Source organism: Saprospiraceae bacterium, assembly GCA_026129545.1.
GTDB lineage: Bacteria > Bacteroidota > Bacteroidia > Chitinophagales > Saprospiraceae > M3007.
In genome coordinates, this window is record JAHCHX010000003.1 from 291003 (window position 1) to 308827 (window position 17825).

Annotated in this window: 14 protein-coding genes; 9 read left to right on the top strand and 5 right to left on the bottom strand. The window is 53.5% G+C overall.

All coding sequences use genetic code 11. The features are described from left to right. The first annotated feature begins 54 nt into the window (after positions 1–54). The 6 genes from KIS77_19055 to KIS77_19080 all read left to right on the top strand — a co-directional run bounded on the left by KIS77_19055 (position 55) and on the right by KIS77_19080 (position 10820). Complete coding sequence (locus tag KIS77_19055) at positions 55–1236, top strand: ATP-binding protein (GenBank protein MCW5924425.1); 1182 nt, start codon at positions 55–57, stop codon at positions 1234–1236. 181 nt (positions 1237–1417) lie between these two features. After that, positions 1418–4474 (top strand): T9SS type A sorting domain-containing protein, encoded by a 3057-nt coding sequence (locus KIS77_19060; GenBank protein ID MCW5924426.1) that lies wholly within the window; start codon positions 1418–1420, stop codon positions 4472–4474. A 178-nt stretch (positions 4475–4652) separates the two neighbouring features. Continuing rightward, on the top strand, positions 4653–7160 hold the full coding sequence (mgtA, locus tag KIS77_19065) for a magnesium-translocating P-type ATPase (GenBank protein ID MCW5924427.1): 2508 nt from the start codon (positions 4653–4655) through the stop codon (positions 7158–7160). Between the two features lie 233 nt (positions 7161–7393). Beyond that, positions 7394–8317 (top strand): hypothetical protein, encoded by a 924-nt coding sequence (locus KIS77_19070; protein ID MCW5924428.1) that lies wholly within the window; start codon positions 7394–7396, stop codon positions 8315–8317. Between the two features lie 286 nt (positions 8318–8603). Continuing rightward, positions 8604–9536, top strand: a complete 933-nt coding sequence (locus KIS77_19075; protein ID MCW5924429.1) for a hypothetical protein — start codon at positions 8604–8606, stop codon at positions 9534–9536. 78 nt (positions 9537–9614) lie between these two features. After that, entirely contained in the window at positions 9615–10820 is a 1206-nt protein-coding gene (locus KIS77_19080; GenBank protein MCW5924430.1) for an MFS transporter, read from the top strand. Between the two features lie 2 nt (positions 10821–10822). Here KIS77_19080 and KIS77_19085 read toward each other — a convergent pair whose 3' ends face one another. Next, positions 10823–11509, bottom strand: a complete 687-nt coding sequence (locus tag KIS77_19085) for a carboxypeptidase-like regulatory domain-containing protein (GenBank protein ID MCW5924431.1) — start codon at positions 11507–11509, stop codon at positions 10823–10825. Positions 11510–11843: 334 nt separating this feature from the next. On the opposite strand from KIS77_19085, the gene KIS77_19090 reads away from it, so the two are divergent. Then, positions 11844–12365, top strand: a complete 522-nt coding sequence (locus tag KIS77_19090; protein ID MCW5924432.1) for an OmpH family outer membrane protein — start codon at positions 11844–11846, stop codon at positions 12363–12365. Between the two features lie 368 nt (positions 12366–12733). Here the strand turns inward: KIS77_19090 and KIS77_19095 are convergent, their stop codons facing one another. Then, positions 12734–13564, bottom strand: a complete 831-nt coding sequence (locus tag KIS77_19095; protein MCW5924433.1) for a 1,4-dihydroxy-6-naphthoate synthase — start codon at positions 13562–13564, stop codon at positions 12734–12736. 93 nt (positions 13565–13657) lie between these two features. On the opposite strand from KIS77_19095, the gene KIS77_19100 reads away from it, so the two are divergent. Continuing rightward, positions 13658–14350, top strand: coding sequence for an RluA family pseudouridine synthase (locus KIS77_19100; GenBank protein ID MCW5924434.1), 693 nt, complete (start codon positions 13658–13660; stop codon positions 14348–14350). A 132-nt stretch (positions 14351–14482) separates the two neighbouring features. Here the strand turns inward: KIS77_19100 and KIS77_19105 are convergent, their stop codons facing one another. Beyond that, positions 14483–15439, bottom strand: coding sequence for a D-2-hydroxyacid dehydrogenase (locus KIS77_19105; protein ID MCW5924435.1), 957 nt, complete (start codon positions 15437–15439; stop codon positions 14483–14485). Then, positions 15402–15719 carry a hypothetical protein gene (locus KIS77_19110; GenBank protein MCW5924436.1) on the bottom strand — a complete coding sequence of 106 codons (318 nt, stop codon included), beginning with the start codon at positions 15717–15719 and terminating at the stop codon, positions 15402–15404. Before KIS77_19110 ends, KIS77_19105 begins: the two co-directional genes overlap by 38 nt. A gap of 14 nt (positions 15720–15733) precedes the next feature. Here KIS77_19110 and KIS77_19115 point away from each other — a divergent pair, with 14 nt between their 5' ends. Next, the gene (locus KIS77_19115) at positions 15734–16969 is read left to right on the top strand and encodes a M20/M25/M40 family metallo-hydrolase (GenBank protein ID MCW5924437.1); all 1236 of its coding nucleotides are present in this window, start codon (positions 15734–15736) and stop codon (positions 16967–16969) included. On the opposite strand, the gene KIS77_19120 is transcribed toward KIS77_19115, so the two are convergent. Next, complete coding sequence (locus KIS77_19120) at positions 16956–17681, bottom strand: glycosyltransferase (protein MCW5924438.1); 726 nt, start codon at positions 17679–17681, stop codon at positions 16956–16958. The genes KIS77_19115 and KIS77_19120 overlap by 14 nt on opposite strands. Between the last annotated feature and the right edge of the window lie 144 nt (positions 17682–17825).

Here is a 17825-nt window from a genome sequence, read left to right on the forward strand (position 1 = left end):
ATGCGACTAATAGCATTACTTTGTGTCAATTTTTTTTACACAAAGTAATGTGTCATGTATCATCGGCCTATTTTTTCAGCACTTGAAAAGCACCTTGTTGAGCCTCAAGTGACTGTCGTCACGGGGATGCGGAGGACGGGCAAAACCACAGCGTTAAAATATCTTTTGGAAAAAACAGCCCACAAAAACAAATTGTACCTTGATTTGGAGAGGCTGGAATATCGCCGAATCTTTACCCGAGGCAGTTTCAGCGAAATGCAAGCCGACCTTGAGTTTTTGGGGTATGATTTTGCTCAAAACGGAATAATTGCCATAGACGAGGTGCAGCTTATCCCTGAAGTGGTTTCGTTTATCAAATACTATCACGATAACTTCCCGGTCAAGTTCCTAATTTCAGGGTCAAGTTCCTATTATCTCAAAAACCGATTCACTGAAAGTTTATCTGGCCGAAAGCGGGTTTTTGAGATATTTCCACTCGATTTTTGGGAATTCTTGAGTTTCAAACAGGTTGATTCAGCGCCTTTGCTAGGCCAAAGGCTCCAACAGTTCCGGCCTTTGGTCTTTGCTGCTTATCAGCATCATTATGAAGAGTATTTGCGGTTTGGCGGATTCCCGCAAGTAGTGCTGGCAGATTCAGCGGAAAAGAAAGTGCAGGCGCTAAACGACATCCTCAATTCTTATCTGGAATTAGACATCAAGATTTTGTCGGACTACTCGGTTATTGACGACCTTTTCAAATTAGCGACCCTTCTGTCAGCCCGTATCGGGAGCAAATTGGATTATCAGAAAATTGGTGTCCTCACTGGCCTAAACCGGCACAAAGTCAAGGATTACGTCCAATTGTTTCGGGCCACATACTTTTTGTACCTCATTGAGCCTTATTCGCTCAGTCCTGACAGAAGCATAGCCGTGCAACCCAAAATTTATATCTCCGACAACGGAATAGTTAACCAACTTGCTCAGGTTAGCAGCGGTGCCCTGTTCGAAAATTCCATTGCCAACCAACTGCTTCGGCTTGGAAACGTCCAGTATTTCCAGAAAAAAACTGGACAAGAAATTGATTTCATTTTGGACGGAGAAAGGGCGATTGAAGTGAAAGAAACCCCCAGCACATCCGATATGAAAACACTACAGAACCGAGCTGCCAGTCTCGGCATCAAAGACCATATATTGGTTGGGCGATACCCCCCGGGAAGCGAATTCCACGAGTTCGTTTGGGGCGGCTGCATTTTTTGACCGGACACATCTTATACCCTGATTCGCCGGGATTAATCTGACGACCATGATTAACATCCTTGACTTTGAACAGATTGTGCTTTTAACCGTGCTTAAAACCTGACGGCGCAAAACATACTTTTTATCCTCTACCCAACCTTTTCGGAGCAAAGCGCGTGTGCTTCATAAAATTTCAATTTTTATGAAAAACACAACCAACATCCTACTCACCGCTTTGATGGTGTTGCTCGGCATTGGAGCCAACGCCCAACAATTCTTCTTCTCTGCCGTACAACCCTCCTCTTGCGCCGCCGACGATGGCATCGTCACCATCGTGCCGACGCAGGGTGTGCCGCCATTCACCTATCTATGGAGCAACGGCTCCACCGAGTTGAGCATTAGAAACGTGCCTAAGGGTATCTATTCGGCCACCCTGACCGACTCGGAGGGTGCCACTGTGACTCACACTCACATCCTGAACAGCAAGGCACTGGACTTGTATCTCGCCGATGCCAAGCCCGTGGGCCATTGCAACCCGAACTCCGGCGCCTTGACTGTGGAGCCGATTGGTGGCCAGCCTCCCTACACCTACTCGTGGAGCAACGGACAGTCTGGCGCTTCGGCACAAGGGTTGACCGTCGGCACCTATTCCGTCACCGTGCAGGATGCCGCAGGGTGCGTCGCGCTGGGCGAATACGAGGTCAAATACGTCAGCATTTATTACAGCCCTTTCGCGGATGTTCACACGGTCAGTGAGCCGGACTGCGCCAATCTGAACGGCGGCGAACTTTCGGCAACCATGCTTTGGAGCGGTTTTTTGCCATACACCTACATCTGGAACACGGGGGCCACGACCGAGACCATTTCAAACCTTGCTGCCGGCGACTACTCCGTCACCGTGACGGACGGGTTGGGCTGTTCGAGCAGCAAAACTGTGACGCTGCGCAGAGCATTGACCATGCTCGGAAGCACTATTTGCGCTGGCGCTTCATCGGGCTCCGTCAGCGCAGAGTTGGTAAACGCCACCCCGCCAGTCAATTATGTGTGGAGCAATGGCCAATCGGGGCAGAGCCTCAACAACCTTTCGAGCGGCACCTACTCCGTGACGGCCACCGATGCCGTTGGTTGTAGTTCCATCAATCAGGTCAAGGTAACACTCCCGCAACTTTTCACGAACGACCTTTCACCCAAATGCTATGCTGGCAACAACGGGGTGGCCAATTGCTGGGTCAGCGGCGACGACGCGCTCAACTACCTGTGGGACAATGGTGTCACCACCGCCCTCAACAACAGCCTTAGCCCGGGAGCGCACAGTGTCACCGTGACGACTGCGCTGGGTTGCACCCTCACGAGCAGCGTGAACATCGCCGCGCCTATCGCCCCACCCATCGAAATCAACTATGCCCCCACCCCGGCCAACTGCGCCATCGGAGCCAACGGAGCCATGAACATCAGCATCACGGGAGGCATCCCGCCGTACAACTTTTACGCTTGGGGGCCTAATTTCAACGCCAACAACACGGCTGCCATGCAGAATCTGGCAGGCGGACAATACTACCTTTCCGTGTGGACACCCTTTCCTAACTACTGCACCGCCAACGTCACAGCCGTGTTGCCCGATGCGGGCGGGTTTGAGCCAAGTTTGGTAGTGGAGGAACTTGATTGCGTCTCTGGCTACGGCGCTGCCGCCATCGTGGGCGTCACCATGCCCGGCACGGCGTATCAGTGGAGCATGGGTGCCACCACCCCCGACGTCCACAACCTGACGGCTGGCTCATATTCCGCCACGGTGACAGGCCAAGGCTCGTGCATCAAGTATTTCAATTTCAATTTGCCCGAAAACGATACCCTTCAATTTTTCAATGACTGCTCTGGCTTGGCGACGGGCCAGCTGCTCAACGATTTGGGCATCGCCGGCTGCAACGGCACGGCGGGCATCCCGTTCCAGCTCATCCGCACCCAGCCATCGGGGGCGCTGAACTTCACCGATGCCAATGGCGTGTATGAGGCACAATTGCCCAATGGCAATTTTAGCATAGCGCCTGCCAATTACAACCCAACCGACATTGCCTGCCCACCGGGAGGCTCTCATTCAGTCAATTCGTTGGTCGGCGTCACCGTATCGGGACTCGATTTTCACTTTTACAATCCCAACCCCACCGACCACCGGGTGCGGCAAAAAGCCTTGCGCACCGCGCAACCGGGCTTCCCATACTCGCTGCGCATTGACGTGTGCAACGACGGCAACAACGCGCCCAACGGCACCGTCGCGCTGGAATACGGCAATTTCTTCGGCAGCATGGCAGCGGCACATTTCGCCCAGCACGCGGGCACGTTCTCTTTTGCCTCCGAAATGGCGGGCAGCCCGAACAACGAAGCCACCTTCACCTTCCCCAGCATCGCGCCCGGCGGGTGCGAGCTGTTGCAAATTGATTTTGAAACGCCAACGACCACGCCAGCCAACACGGAATTTATCACCCGCGCCTCCGTGACGCCGACGAGCGGAGACCCAACTCCCGACAACAACGTTTCGACCCTGTTCAACACGGTGGTCGGCTCGTTCGACCCCAACAGCGTGTTCGCCTACCCTGCCCGTAATGGCAACCCCCGCGACGGCGGCGACATTCTGCGCAACGTGGACCGCACGATTACTTACCAGATTTTTTTCCAAAACACGGGGACGGCGGCGGCCAATCTCGTCATCGTGCGCGACACGATGGATGCGCGACTGAACCTCGCCACCATCCGCAACATCACGGCTTCGCACGACGTGAAGGTGAGCATAGAAGGCGACAATGATGTGCTGGTGTTCAAATTCCCAAACATCAACCTGCCCGACTCGACAGCGGACTACGCCAACAGCATCGGCTCCATCCAGTATGAAATTGACCTTATGCCCAACCTGCCCGTCGGCACCGAGGTGATGAAGCACGCGGCTATTTATTTCGACTTCAACAGCCCCATCATCACGAACGAAAACGTGCTGAAAGTGGCCGAAACCAGCTCGCTCACAACCATTGCAAAAGCCAATAGCGCGCTCGTTCTTTTCCCCAACCCTGCCGACCAATACTTTGGGTTGCGCAGCGAAAGCGGTGGCGAGCTGAGCATTTTCAACGCAATGGGCAGCTTGGTGTCGCGGCAATCGGTGAATCCGGGCTTGCAACGTGTCCCGACAGTTGACTTGCCCAACGGCATTTACTTGGTTCGCTTGGATGCTGGCGGCTTGGTGCAAACAGGAAAGGTGGTGGTGAGCCATTGACACGAAGATTCCCAAAGACTTCTTGGGCGGCAGCGCGACGTTTGTGTCGCGCTGCCGTTTTTTTAGGGCTAAAAGCACAGGAGATTGCTGCGCCAATTTCTTCCAGTGTTTGTTCGCTCCTATTACATACATTTGGCACTTTGATTCACACTTTCTGCCCCTATCAAGTTTGCCCTCCATGAGACGCGACACTTGGCAACGCCCAACCGATGAATGGCTCCAATCCCTTCGAGCCACCCGCACCGGGCTAACCCAGTCCGAAGCAGACAAGCGATTGCGCGCTCGTTTACAGAAAGAAAAAGTGATGCCTGGGTGGTGGAGAGCAGTTTCGCTGTTTTTCCGTCAATTCAAAAACCCATTGGTGCTCTTATTGGCAGTGGCAGTCGCTTTGGCTGCCGTGCTGGGCGATTTCACCAATTCCGCTATCGTGTTCGGCATTCTGTTGCTGACGGGCATACTGGGTTTTTGGCAAGAATACAAAGCCGACCGAGCGGTGAAAAAATTGCGCGAGCTGGTGAAATCGCAGTCCCGTGTGCGGCGCGACGGCAGATGGGTGGACATCCCGCAGAACGAAGTAGTGGAGGGCGATTGCGTGCAGCTGACGGCTGGCGACATGATTCCGGGCGACTGTCTGCTATTGGAAGCCAAGGATTTGCACGTCAATGAGGCGGCGCTGACCGGAGAGTCGTTTCCGGTAGAAAAAGAGGTTCCACTCTCTGGCACAGATGAGGAACAGCCCAAACGCCACATTCTTTTTCAGGGCTGCAATGTGGTGAGCGGCACGGCTGAAGCACTTGTGGTGAAAGTGGGCAAAGACACCGAACTGGGAAAAATCACGCACGACTTGCAATTCAGCGAGCAACCTACCGCATTCGAGCGGGGCATCAGCGATTTTGGTTTTTTGTTGATTCGGCTCACCCTGTTGCTTGCCATCGGTATCCTGATTTTCAACATCCTGCTGGGGCGTCCGGCTGTTGAGTCCATCTTTTTTGCGCTGGCATTGGCCGTCGGCATGGCACCCGAGCTGCTGCCAGCCATCATGGTGACCACGCTTTCTTCAGGCGCTTTGCGCATGGCGCAACAAAAAGTAGTGGTAAAAAAATTGGCTGCCATCCAGAACCTCGGCGCCATTGACGTTTTGTGCTCGGACAAGACAGGAACGCTCACGGAAGGCACCGTCAAAGTACACGCCACGCTCGACTGGCAGGGCCACCCCTCCGAAAAGGTGCGTCAATACGCCTACCTGAATGCTTTTTTTGAATCGGGCTTCAACAACCCCATTGACCTTGCGCTACGCAATCTCCCCGACACCAACAAACAAGGTTTCTCCAAAGTGGATGAAGTACCCTACGATTTCATCCGCAAACGCCTCAGTGTGGTGGTAGAGGAAAATGAGAAGCATTGGATGATTACCAAAGGAGCCTTGAACAACGTGTTGGAGGTGTGCCATTTAGTGGAAAAAGGCGAACAGTCGGAGCTGCTCGCAAACGTTCGAGACAGTATCCTGCAAGCGTGCGAACACTATGGCCGCGAGGGCTTCAGAGTGTTGGGGCTGGCTTACAAAGACATCACGGGCGACCCGGTCATCAATCGGGACGATGAGACGGAAATGATTTTCCTCGGCTTCATCTTGCTCTTTGACCCTCCCAAAGCAGGTGTCGGAAACACGCTTGACAAGCTTGAGCGTGCAGGCGTGCGGCTGAAGATTATCAGCGGCGACAACGAGTATTCCGTGCGGCACACGGCTGAAGCCATCGGCTTATCCGCCTCCAAAGTGCTGACCGGGCAACAATTGCAGCATATCGGCGACGATGCCCTGCCGACACTCGCCACTCAGACCGACCTTTTTGCCGAAGTGGAGCCTCATCAAAAGGAACGGCTCATCCGCGCGCTTTCTGCCAAAGGCAGCGTCGTAGGGTACCTCGGCGATGGCATCAACGACGCGCCCGCCCTCAAAGCCGCCGACGTGGGCATCTCGGTGGATAGCGGCGTGGACGTGGCCAAAGAAGCCGCCGACATCGTGCTGCTCGACAAAGACTTCGATGTACTGCTGCAAGGCATCGTGGAAGGCCGCCGCACTTACCTCAATACGCTGAAATACATTTTCATCACTACCAGCGCCAACTTCGGCAATATGTTCAGCCTCGCCGGGGTGTCGCTGCTCATTCCCTATCTGCCACTCCTGCCCAAGCAGATTCTGCTGCTCAATTTTTTATCCGACATTCCCGCGCTTTTCATCGCTTCCGACAAGGTGGATGAGGAAAACCTGCAACAGCCGAAAAAGTGGAACGTGACATTGATTCGTCGTTTCATGTTCCTCTTTGGCGTGCAAAGTTCGGTGTTCGACTACCTCACGTTTGCGGTGTTGTTGCTGGTTTTCAAGGTGCAGGAATCTGTGTTTCAGACCGCTTGGTTCGTCGAATCCGTCATCACCGAAGTGCTGATTTTGCTCATTATCCGCACGACACGTCGAGCTTGGCGCAGCAAGCCCAGCCCGTGGTTGTTGTGGACGGGGCTATTGGTAGTCGCTGTCACGGTGGCCATTCCTTACCTGCCGTTTGCGTCGTTGTTCGGCTTTCAGCCGCTCCCGCCGGGTTTGCTGGCAGGCATGGTTGGCATCGCGCTGGCGTATGCGCTGCTCGCCGAATTTTTGAAGGGAAAGTTCTTCCGGTATGCGAGTCTCTGAGAACAAGCACGGCTGAACAAACGCCACTCTCTCCCGCGTTCAGCCCGCAAAAAAGTCTCCAACCTTACACTTTTTCCCCTTTTAATTTTCTTTTAACCCCGCTTTAATGTCACTCCCCTCGTTGCGGCAAAACCTTTGCAACGTCGGCGCTCACGCTTTTCGGCTATCATCCCTCCCCCCATTGCCGACAGTGTTTTCCCAACCGTATTTACTCATCATCATTAATCTTCACTATGAGAAACTTCTTTCAGTCAAAACGCTTCTACATCGTTGCCGGGATATTGCTGCTGTTGGCGCTCGGCACCACCGCCTTCTTCTGGCAAAAATCCAACAGCCTTGGCAGTGAAAACAAACGGCTCATCGCAGAAACGCAGGCATTGGAGTTGGAAAAAGCAACCCTGGAAGCCTCGCTCGACAGTCTGACACTTTCCTACGACAACCTGCGCGCCGAGCATGAAGACCTGCGCGGCAAGGAGGCCAGCTCCGCCACCCTGATTGCCGAAAAAGACGCTGCCATCAAAAAAATCAAGGCGCAGAGCAAACGCGACCTCGAATCGCTTCGCAAACAGGTGGAAGACCTGCGCAGAATCAAAATCGAGTACGAGACCCTCATCAGCGCCCTGCGCAGCGAAAACGACCAACTCCGCGCCGAAAACGAACGGCTGGCAGGCGAAAACTCCCAACTCCGCGGCGAAAACGCCGACCTGAGCGGCCAAGTGGGCAGCCTCGCCAAGCAATTGGAGGAGCAAATCAGAAAGACACAGAGCGCCAAATTCAAGGCCACTTCTTTCAGAGTGGAAGTAGAACGCCGCAACGACAAACTGACCACGCGCGCCAAAAGAGCGCGGGAGATATTGGTCAGCTTCGACTTGGCTGATGTGCCTCAAGAATACCAAGGCGCTCAAAAGCTCTATCTGGCCATCACGGACGACAAAGGTCGCCCTGTACCCTCTGCCAATCCCATCAAAGCCAGCGTGGAAGCACCCACAGGACCAGTGGCCATCATCGCGCAGCAAGTGAAGGCCGTAGCCGTCGGCAACACGCAGCGGCTGTCATTCTCTTACAAGTTCGACGAAAAAATAAAGCCGGGCAACTATGTGGTTGCCATTTATTGCGATACGGGTTTGCTCGGAGCTGCCAGCTTCCGGCTGACCTGACGAAGAAAACTATGCAAGTTCATCGAAGCGACCGCTTCCCCGACGAAAGTTGCCGGGGAGCGGTCTTCTTTTTTAGACTTGTTGCGGTGGAGGGTTTTGAGTGAAGGGAATTGTCATTTTTTCGACTGGCAAGGCAAATTTTGCAATCTAAATCGGGCATATTCGCCGAAAAATTTAACGAAGCCAGTCGGAAAAAGGGCTTTCCATTTGCCAAAGGCCTCTACCGCAACAAGTCTTTTAAAGCATATTGGGCAAGTTGAGCGAAGAATGAGACCTTTGCACCTGCATGAGCACGACGACTTCCACACCCATTTTGTTTCTTGTTTTCAATCGCCCCGAGCACACGAGCAGAGTGTTCGAGCGCATTCGGGCAGCCCGCCCCACCCGCCTTTATGTGAGCGCCGACGGCCCACGGGCACACGTCGCCACCGATGCCGAAAACAGTCGTTTGACCCGCCAAGTCATCGAAAGCATGGATTGGGAATGTTCCGTTAAAACGCTTTACCGCGAGCGGAATCTCGGATGCCGCCCTGCCGTCCAGTCGGGCATTGATTGGTTTTTTGAAAACGAGGAGGCTGGCATCATTCTGGAAGACGACTGCCTGCCCGACCTTTCTTTTTTCCGATTTTGCGCCGAAATGTTGGAGCGATACGCTGACGACGAGCGCGTCATGCATATTTCTGGAAACAACCCCGCGGCACGAGCCTGCCGCAAGGTGCCTACGAGTTATGTGTTTTCAAAATTCTCCTTCATTTGGGGGTGGGCATCTTGGCGACGGGCATGGCGGCACTACGACGGGACGTTCCGAATGTTGGAACAAGCTCCTCAACGGGCCGAACGCCTCATTGCCGATGCAGCGAAAAACCCCACCGCCGCCCGCTATTTGCTCGACAAATTTCTCCGCACCCGCGACGGCGAACTCAACACTTGGGACTATGCTTGGTTCTACTCCATCTTGATGAACGAGGGGTGGTGCGCCAACTCAGCTTCCAACCTGGTGGAAAACATCGGCTTCGACCAAGCGGCCACGCACACCAACCAACGACGTGCCATCGCCAGCCAACACTCAAAGGTCGCGCCGGCACAATTCCCCCTGCGACACCCCGACCAAATAGCGCGAGACGAACGCATCGAGCGTGCCTTTTTTCACGCCTCGCAGAAAGGACGCTTGGGTTTGCTGCTGCGACAAATCGCGCCCGATTTGTTCTTCAAAAAATAACGCAAGTCGCAAGCATACCTCGCACCACCAAATTTTGAGCATGACTAAAATCGCAATCTGCCGTTACTTAGCGCCCTGATGAACGCATCCGCCTCTTTCGCAGTCCGTTCCCTGACCAAAGTCCTTACCAATTTAAGCTTGTTTTTCCGCCACCCCTTAGCCTTGGCTACGGGTCTCACGTTCGCCGCCGATAGCCTGATGTTCGGCTCTTGGGTGGCGCACATTCCTCATGTCAAGACTTCATTGGGCCTCAACGACGCGCAACTCGGCTTGGCCTTGTTTGGGCTGCCCATTGGCTTGTTGGCCATGAACCCGCTGTCGCCAAGCATCATCGCCCGTTTCGGTTTGGCTCGCTCGACGGTGGGAGGCACCTTGGCAATGGCCATCGCATTCGCCCTGCCTGTCTGGATGCCCGACCGTTGGCTGCTATTGGCTGCACTGATAGTGGTGGGAGCCGCCGTGGCTTTGATGAACGTGGCCATGAACACCTGCGCCACCAACATCGAGCGTGCCGACGGGGTGTATATCATGTCCACTTGTCATGGTATGTGGAGTTTTGGCGGCATGGCTGGCTCCGGCACAGCGGCGGCCTTGATTGCCTTCGGCGTGACCCCGCGCTTGCACCTAAGCGTGTTGGCCGTGATGGTGTTGGTGGCGACTTTGAAATGGCTACGCCCCGTGCTGGCCAAAGTGCCGGAGGGCGGACAGACGGACGAAGGCGGCGGAGGCTCCAAGTTCGCGCTGCCCAACCGCGATTTGCTGCTGATGATTTTTATTGGTCTGGTGGTGAGCCTTAGTGAGGGAGTGGCATTTGATTGGAGCGCCGTTTATCTGCGCGATTCGCTGGGAGCACCGGAGCAAATCGCAGCATTGGGTTTCACTTGCTTTTCGCTTACCATGATGGCCATGCGCTTCACGGGCGATGTGCTCATTCCTCGTTTTGGCGAACGAAACCTGCTTTTTTTCACGGCCCTGTGTTCTGCTTTGGCGCTGCTGTGCATCATCGTCGCGCAACTGCCACTTGTAGGGATTGCCGGTTTTTTCTTGTTGGGGGCAGGCGTGGCGTTGGGAGCGCCGATTCTTTTCAATGCCGCTGCGCGAGTGCCGGGGTTGGCGCCGGGGGCTGGGCTGGCAACTTATGCGACGTTTAGTTTCATGGGTTTTTTGGCTGGCCCGCCCGTCATCGGGTTCATAGGCGAGCGACACGGCCTCCACGTCGGTTTTGCATTGGTGGGACTATTGGCCATACTGTCTATACTGGCTATCCGGCGAGTGAGGCTTTGAGCTCAATCATCCTTGCCCGTTGACTGTTTTTTGAATTTTCCATCTTTCCATGCTTTGAAAAATTGGCCCCATGCCAGTGGGCTAAAAATGTTCATCGGCGGCACCTGACCGATGTAAACATACTCGCGCGCCTGCTGGCGCAAGTAAAAATTGGCACTTTCCCGACCGCTGTGTGGCACCATGTCGGGGTTTTTGCGTGCCTCCGCGAGATATTCGTTGGCGAGATTTTCGGCGGCACGGCGTTGTAGCTCGGGCGTCACATCCATTTTCAAGAACTCAATCTTAAAATGCTCTTTTGATGGCCAAGGGAAAATGACCAATTCTGGCAGGTTGATGGTGTCTTGCGTCATCAATTGCACCACAGAGTATTGGTCTTGCGTCAGCGTGTCGGGCACGGTGATGGTGACGGTCTCAAGACCAATGCATTTGAAACGCACCTTGTCGCCTTTTTCCACCACGATGGTGAAAAAGCCGCGATAGTCAGAGTATGTACCCCGATTTTTATCGGGCAGGTAAACCGTCGCATAAGGCACCGGGCGAAGTCTGCCCCCGTCGTCGGTGAGCAGCATACCGGAGAACTGAATAAGATGCTGCTGCTTTGGCTTTTCCGGCTGCGTTGTCTCTTGCTGCGTGTGTGCAACGATACCGACAAACAAAAAGAGCGATGCAAAAAACAGTTTCAAGCGCATGGAAGGTATATGGTTGATAAGTTATCGAGGAAAACGCGGGTGTGCCGCAGGCGACTTGACAAAGGTACATCGAAAAAAACGTATCAAGGCGCCATTTCGTCCTTCTTGGTTTTTGCGGCTTAACGGAACTTTAACTTGCTGCGACAAGGCACAAAATGTTCGTCACAAACAGCATCAAGACGCGATTTAGGGCATAGTGGTTTCTTTGTTTGTGCATTTTGTTTTTCAAAAAAAGCGCGACAACTATCGTACTCTGTGGCGCATCTGCCGCAAATTGTTACTTTTGCCGCCGTTTTTCGTTTCTTTTTTTCAAAAAAACACTTTTTTACACACGATGTTTCGCAAAACACCTATTTGCTTGTTGGTGGCACTCTTGATGGGCGCAGTCTCGCTCAACGCTCAAGCACCACCTAAATACGGCCACATGAATTTGGGCAACTTGTTGGAATCCATGTCGGAAACCAAAGCTGCCAACGAACGGCTCAAAGTTTTCGCCGACTCGCTCACAGCCATTGATGAAAAAATGACCAAGGCCTTTCAGGAAGCCTACGCCAAACTGGAGCAGGAATACAACAAGGGCGAACTTACCCCCGTACAGACACAACAACGCCAAGCCGAACTGCAAAAGCAGCAAGAAGACATTCAAAAATTCGAGCAGCAGGCGCAGCAGTCCCTCAATGCCAAGCGCGACGAATTGCTGAAACCCATACTGACGCGAGTGGAAGATGCGGTGAAGGCAGTGGCTACCGAAAACGGCTATCTGATGATTTTTGATACCAGTTCGGGTGCCTTCCTTTTCGCCGCGGAAGCGGACGATGTCGCTCCATTGGTGAAGAAAAAGTTGGGAATGCAATAGTTTCTCGTTAGAGATACTTGGGGTATTGAAAAAAAGTAGGTCATCAGGCGCTCAAGTCCGATGACCTACTTTTTTTTCGACAGGCTGCCATATACTTCACGCCGCCGAGTTTCGGGCATGGCTAAAAGCGCAATTTGTTCAAAACCAGGGGGAGCGAGCATGGCGAACTGGCAAACCCTCGCGAATCAATGTGCAAAAACGAGCAGCCTTGTTCAGTTTTAGGCTGGGCGGGCAAGGGAGCGCCTTATTCATAGGCATAAAAAAAGGGGCGCGACTTTTCGCGCCCCCCGAATTTCTTCAATTCTAAAAACAATACTTACACACGCTTTTGGTATTCCCTAAAACCGTGCCAGAAATGGGATTCATTTTTAATTTATGAAAAAATTTTCTTCGTAGTCTGGGATGACCGCTCGCTCGCGTGCCACTCGGAACATCTCATGCACGGCGGCGCGCCCCTCTTCCCCCAAATGAACCGTGCGGTGGGTCACATAGAGGTCAATATGCGCCTGCATCACCGCGTCGTCCATCGCTTGTGCGTGCTGCCGAACAAAAGGCATCACATCGGCGCGATGCTCGAAGGCATACTCCACGCTGCGCCGCAGCACCCGGTTGATTTTTTGTTGCCATTCCATCGGCACGTCTCGATGCACCGCAATGCCACCCAGCGGAATGGGCAGTCCTGTCATCGTCTCCCAGTATTCGCCCAAATCAATCAACTTGACCAAGCCTTTTTGTTGGTAGGTGAATCGGTTTTCGTGGATGATGAGTCCTGCTTGGGCTTTCCCTTCCAACACAGCATCTTCTATGGCTGAAAACAAGGTCTCTCGTTTGTTTTGGGCTTTGGGAAAAGCAAGGCTGAGAAGGAAGTTGGCCGTTGTCATTTTGCCCGGGATGGCGATGAGGGTGTTATCGAGCTCATCGTTGCTCATGGGCTGAGCCGCTATGAGCAGCGGTCCGCAATTGTGACCCAAGGCGCTGCCCGCATCCAACAAGGCGTAGCGGTGGGTGAGATGGGCAAAGGCATGATAGCTGAGTTTGGTGATGGCTATGTTGCCAGCGAAGGCCCTTTGGTTGAGCGCCTCCACGTCTTCCATGAACACCTCAAAAGAAAGTCCTTCGGTATCCACTTTGCCATGCAGCATGGCATCGAAGATGAAGGTGTCGTTGGGGCAAGGCGAAAAACCGAGTGATAGAGTCATGTTTGAGCGGATGCTACACGTTGCGCTGTCCAATTTTCAGCACGGTTGAAATAGCAATCTATTTAGAATCAAAGAAAAGAATCCCGACGCATCATGGCATACTTTTGCTCCGTGAATCCTACCGTGATTTTTGAAGACAACCATTTGTTGGCTATAAACAAACCGGCCGGTTGGCTGGTTCAGGGCGACCGCACAGGCGACGCGACACTGACTGACTGGGGCAAAGCTTATCTCAAAGAAAAGTATGAAAAACCGGGGGCCGTTTTCCTCCACCCCGCTCATCGGCTCGACCGCCCAGTGAGCGGCGCGGTGCTTTTTGCCCGCACCGATAAGGCGCTTAGCCGCTTGACGACGATGTTTCGGGAAAAACAAGTGACCAAGACTTACCTCGCCTTGGTGCTCAAGGAGCCATCTCAGGCATCTGGCGAGCTGCGCCACTATTTGTGGAAAGACGAACAGCGCAACGTCGTGAAGGCACTTGCTCGGTCTTTTCAGGATGCGAAGGAAAGCATCACTCGCTACGAAACGATTGGTAAAATGGGCGGCTATTGGCATCTCCGTGTGTTCCCATTGACGGGACGCCCGCACCAAATCCGCGTCCAATTGGCCGCTTGGGGTTGCCCCATCGCGGGCGATTTGAAATATGGCGCTTCCTCCGCACTCCCCGATGCTTCCATCGGGCTGCACAGCTGGCGCATGGAATTGCTCCACCCCGTCCGCAAAGAGGCTATAAGGATAGAGGCAGCTTTGCCTGACAAGGCATGGTGGGAGGGTTTTGAGTGCTGACGGACGGGTGTGCCGTGCAGCAACGAGCCGAAAACTCGTGAAGGCCATTCAGGCGGTGATTTGAAACCACCGCCTGAATAAGTACCTGAGCATCAAACGCCAAGAAGACTCTCCCGATGCGATGCTTGCTTATTATTTATCGTCGCCGAAGAAGGCGATGATTTTATCGGCCAGTTCCATGCCGATGTACGATTGCGCTTCGATGGTGCTTGCTCCGATGTGCGGGGTGCAAGAAACCTTCGGATGGCGCAACAGAGCCTCGCGTGGGGTCGGCTCATTCTCGTACACATCCAAGCCTACCCCAGCGATTTTGCCACTATCGAGGGCTTCCAGTAAAGCTTCTTCGTCAATGACACCGCCGCGAGCGGTGTTGATGAGGAAAACGCCGTCTTTCATTTTCGCAAATTCCTCGGCAGCGATGCTTGCTTTGCCGGAGCCGGGAATGTGGATGCTGATGAAATCCGATTCGCGCAGAATTTTGTCCAAAGGCTCGGTGCGGATGTTCACGCACAGTTTCAAGTCCCTGAACTCATTGAGTTGGATGCCCACCTCAGCCTCCTGCACAAAGGGGTCGTGCGCACGCACGGACATCCCCACGCCGAGGGCAATTTTGGCCAGCTCCTGACCAATACGCCCAAAACCGATGATGCCGAGGGTTTTCCCTTTGATTTGAAAACCAGTCTCGTAGGCTTTTTTCAATTTTTTGAAATCCCCGCCGTCGGCCAGTTCGCGATTGCTGCGGTGGAGCATCCGAGAAAGCGCGAAAATGTGTCCTGCCGCCAGTTCGGCCACCGCTCTGGACGAAGCCATGGGCGTGTTATAGACCTGAATCCCCTTGCTTTGCGCGTATTCAAGGTCAATGTTGTCGAGGCCCACGCCCCCGCGAGCGATGATTTTGAGGTTTTTGCCGCCATCAATCACGGCCTTCGTCACTTTTGTGGCACTTCTGACGATGAGCACGTCATAGTCGGCGATGCGCTCAGCCAGTTCGTCCTGAGGGATTTTGTCTTCGTCCACAATGTAATCAGCTTCCTCGAGGAGGAGGCGGCCGTCAGGGTGAATGCCATCGTTGGCGAGAATTTTTACCATGATTTTTCCTGATGTTTAGATAACGGGGCAAAGATAGTTCTTTAAAAAGGGTTTTATTGCCCCTCAAAACAGAATTATATTTCAAATGCCGGGTTTTCGGACGTGCCAATTTTCCTTTTTGCGCGGGTTTGATAGCGGAACGTTCAGTTTTCATTTTTTCAAAAAAAGGACTTGCCAATGCTCGTTTGGCCGCAGGGGCTTTTCCCCAAATAATCAGGTGATTTCCTTTTTTGACCAAAAGATGGTGCCTGCCCTTGCCTTGCCTTGTACCTTTGCGCAAAATTTTTCCTGACTATGAAATCATTAGCCCTCTGCCTCGCGGCGTTTCTCTTGGCGGCTCAGCCCATCTTCACACAAGATATTTCTGAAAAAAAACTCAAAAAACACGTCACTTACCTAGCTTCCGACAAGTTGAAAGGACGCGGCACGGGTACGGAGGAGGAGCGGAAAGCAGCTGCATATCTGGCCAAACAGTTCAAAAAAATCGGCCTCGCTCCCAAAGGTGACAACGGCACCTACTTCCATCATTTCACGTTCAAAAAGCCCTCCGACCCACATGGGGGCGTGGCGGAAAATGCGCCGGTGATTGCCAGCCGCAACGTGGCTGCCTATCTGGACAATGGCGCGGAACATACCATCGTCATCGGTGCTCACTACGACCACCTTGGCCTCGGCCACGACCACAACTCGCTGGATGCCAATCCATCGGGCAAAATTCACAACGGCGCGGACGACAACGCCAGTGGCACCGCCGGGGTGGTCGAACTCGCTCGCTACTTTGCGCAAAATGGCGTGAAAGAGCGGCACAACTTCCTTTTCCTCTGCTTTTCGGGCGAGGAACTGGGGCTACTCGGCTCAAAGAAATATACCGAAAACCCCACCATTGACCTCTCGAAGGTGAATTTCATGGTCAACATGGATATGATAGGAAGACTCAACGCCGAAAAACGCCTCGTGGTGGGTGGCGTGGGCACCGCTCCCGATTTTGTTCCGACGCTCAATGGCATGAAAGGAGACCTCAACGTCAAGCTCGACAGCTCGGGCATAGGCCCCAGCGACCACACTTCTTTTTATCTGAAAAACATCCCTGTTTTGTTCCTTTTCACCGGCCAACACGCCGACTATCACAAGCCGACCGACGACGTGGACAAAGTCAATTTTTCAGGCCAAAAACAGGTGCTCGAATACGCTGCCCGCGTCATCGAATCGCTCGACAAGAAGCCGAAACTGACTTTTCAGGAGACAAAAGCCAATCAGGAAAACACGCCTCGGTTCAAAGTGACGCTTGGCATCATGCCCGACTACACTTGGGAGGGCGAGGGCGTGCATGTGGATGGCGTGACGGACGGCAAGCCTGCGGCCAAAGCCGGCATCAAGAAGGGCGATATCATCACTGCATTGGGCGAGCATTCGGTGAGCAGCGTGCAGGAGTACATGAAGGCATTGGCCGCTTTTCAGAAAGGAGACAGCACCACGGTGCGCGTGAAGCGAAATGGGGAGGAGCAGACTTTGCCCGTCACGTTTCAGTAGGCTTTCTTTTTTTCAACACCCGCATCGCTTTGATGTATTGCTTGGCCAAGCGAGGTATGTTCACCTTGCTACCAGAGGTATCGTCGGTCCATTTCACGGGCAATTCGCACATTTTCAGCCCTTTCCATTCGGCAACGGCCAACAGTTCGGTGCTGAAAAACCAACCATTGGAGACGGCACCGCCTTCCATGAGCGGCGCGACGTGTTTTCGCAAAAGCCATTTGAAACCACACATACCGTCGGAAAAACGGGTGCCGAGGTAATTTTTCAACATAAAATTGAACACCCGCGAGGTGACTTCCCGCTTTAAGGTGCGCCCGACGACGCGCGATTTTTTGTGAAGGCGAGTGCCGTAAACGAGGTCGAACCCCTCTGTGGCAAGTGCGTTGTAGGCCTGAATGAAATGATTCAGGTCGGTCGCCAAATCCAAATCCATGTATCCCACGATGTCGGCTTGGCTCTGCCCCCAAGAGGTCTTGAGCGCCAAGCCGACCCCTTTTTCAGGCACACGGACCAATTGTACTTCGGGGAACTGGTCGCACAGCGCGGAAGCGATGTGACGGGTGTTGTCGGTGCTGCCATTGTCGGCGATGACGATGCGCCACTGGCCGGGCGCGGAAAAGTTTTTTTCCAGAAAACCGTGCAGGATGCGCACCTGTTGGTCGAGGGTTTCTTCCTCGTTGAGAACGGGGATGGTGACGTCGAAGGTCATGATTACTTTTGGCGGAGAGAATTTTGGCGAAAGGTACGGCTTCGGGCAAAATGCTTGAAACGATAAAGTCTATTGACATTTTATCGGCGATTTTACCTTACTTTGTCGCAAAATCTCGGATTGTCGCCGACGATATTGGGAAGC

What these genes read in the sequence shown, in the direction of transcription:
- KIS77_19075 (MCW5924429.1), top strand. Translation starts at nt 8,604, where the DNA reads ATGAGCACGACGACTTCCACACCCATTTTGTTTCTTGTTTTCAATCGC.
- KIS77_19095 (MCW5924433.1), bottom strand. Translation starts at nt 13,564, where the DNA reads ATGACTCTATCACTCGGTTTTTCGCCTTGCCCCAACGACACCTTCATC.
- KIS77_19090 (MCW5924432.1), top strand. Translation starts at nt 11,844, where the DNA reads ATGTTTCGCAAAACACCTATTTGCTTGTTGGTGGCACTCTTGATGGGC.
- KIS77_19060 (MCW5924426.1), top strand. Translation starts at nt 1,418, where the DNA reads ATGAAAAACACAACCAACATCCTACTCACCGCTTTGATGGTGTTGCTC.
- KIS77_19055 (MCW5924425.1), top strand. Translation starts at nt 55, where the DNA reads ATGTATCATCGGCCTATTTTTTCAGCACTTGAAAAGCACCTTGTTGAG.
- KIS77_19120 (MCW5924438.1), bottom strand. Translation starts at nt 17,681, where the DNA reads ATGACCTTCGACGTCACCATCCCCGTTCTCAACGAGGAAGAAACCCTC.
- KIS77_19085 (MCW5924431.1), bottom strand. Translation starts at nt 11,509, where the DNA reads ATGCGCTTGAAACTGTTTTTTGCATCGCTCTTTTTGTTTGTCGGTATC.
- KIS77_19115 (MCW5924437.1), top strand. Translation starts at nt 15,734, where the DNA reads ATGAAATCATTAGCCCTCTGCCTCGCGGCGTTTCTCTTGGCGGCTCAG.
- mgtA (MCW5924427.1), top strand. Translation starts at nt 4,653, where the DNA reads ATGAGACGCGACACTTGGCAACGCCCAACCGATGAATGGCTCCAATCC.
- KIS77_19070 (MCW5924428.1), top strand. Translation starts at nt 7,394, where the DNA reads ATGAGAAACTTCTTTCAGTCAAAACGCTTCTACATCGTTGCCGGGATA.
- KIS77_19080 (MCW5924430.1), top strand. Translation starts at nt 9,615, where the DNA reads ATGAACGCATCCGCCTCTTTCGCAGTCCGTTCCCTGACCAAAGTCCTT.
- KIS77_19100 (MCW5924434.1), top strand. Translation starts at nt 13,658, where the DNA reads ATGGCATACTTTTGCTCCGTGAATCCTACCGTGATTTTTGAAGACAAC.
- KIS77_19105 (MCW5924435.1), bottom strand. Translation starts at nt 15,439, where the DNA reads ATGGTAAAAATTCTCGCCAACGATGGCATTCACCCTGACGGCCGCCTC.